Below are 1,266 nucleotides of genomic sequence, written 5' to 3' on the forward strand. Positions count from 1 at the left end.
CACCCGGAGACTGCGTCGGGGTCGGGCTGAGCGGTGGGCTCGTGGAGGGGGCGGGCGACGGGGTCTCGACCGGCGTCGAGGTGGAGGTCGGGGCCGGGGTCGGCTCGGGTGCGGTCACCTGCGCGTGCACGACCTGGCTGGCGATGGCGCCGACGACGATCAGCGAGCCGGCCACGGTCGCGACGACGGTGTCTCTGCGCCGCCGACGGATCGTTCTGCTGTGCCACGCCGCTCGGGCGGCGTGGAGTCTGGTGCGCTCCGCCTCGGTTCTGAGCCGGGCGTCACGAGAACCACGGGCTGGCATCGGCTGTCCTCCTGATCGGGGTCGTGCTTGCGAGCCTACCGTCGCCGTCTCACATGCTTCGTTATGCGTTTGTGAGCGAATTGTTCGCTGCGCGTAACGCAGGGCCGCGGGTTCGCGAAACACACGTTGCGTAGCTTCGGGTCTGACGGAAGGGGGGCCGGATGGCAATTCAGAACACCACAGCCTCAGAGGTGCTCGTGATCGGCGCCGGGATGGTGGCACATCGCTTCGTGGACAGTCTGCTCAGCGGCGCCGACGCGGGGCGATCGGTGACCGTCATCGGCGAAGAAGGGCATCCGCCGTACGACCGGGTGGGTCTGACGTCGTTCTTCTCCGGGGCGACTGCGGAGGACCTCGCGCTCGACAGCGCGGTCCTCGCCGATGAGCGGGTCACCTACCTCGGCGACGACCCCGCGGTGCGGATCGACCGTGAGTCGCGAACGGTGAGCACCGTGTCCGGTGCGGTGCACTCGTACGAATCGCTCGTGCTCGCCACCGGCTCGTCGGCACCACGTGTTCCCGTCGAGGGCAACGATCTGCCCGGCTGCTTCGTGTACCGCACACTGGACGACGTCACGGCCCTGCGCACGCACGTGCAGGAGCGGTTCGCGGTGCTCGGGCGTCCGCTCCGAGGCGCAGTGGTCGGTGGCGGCCTGCTCGGCCTCGAGGCCGCCGGCGCCCTGCAGGGCATGGGCGTGGAGTGCACGGTCATCCAGTCCGCCGACCGCCTGATGTCCGCTCAGCTCGACGACGCGGGCGGTCGCATGCTGCAGCGCCTGATCGAGGCTCCCCGGGTCGAGGTGTGCACGCGCAGCCGCACGACCGGGACCGCCTCGGACGACTCCGGCCGGGTGCGCCCGGTCGACTTCGCGCAAGGCGCTGTCTCTTATACACATCTCCCAGCCCACGAGACGCGCAGGAATCTCGTATTCCGCCTTCTGCCTGGAAAAAAAACAACACCC

1 protein-coding gene is annotated in these 1,266 nt (G+C 69.4%); it reads left to right on the forward strand.

Annotation, left to right across the window (positions count from 1 at the left end; all coding sequences use genetic code 11):
• Window positions 1-465: 465 nt before the first annotated feature.
• The coding region (locus BFN01_RS00705) for an FAD-dependent oxidoreductase (RefSeq protein WP_177243769.1) at window positions 466-1,266 on the forward strand (801 nt) is incomplete at its 3' end.

The sequence above is a fragment of the Microbacterium sp. AR7-10 genome (genome assembly GCF_001878835.1).
Classification (GTDB): Bacteria; Actinomycetota; Actinomycetes; order Actinomycetales; family Microbacteriaceae; genus Microbacterium; species Microbacterium commune.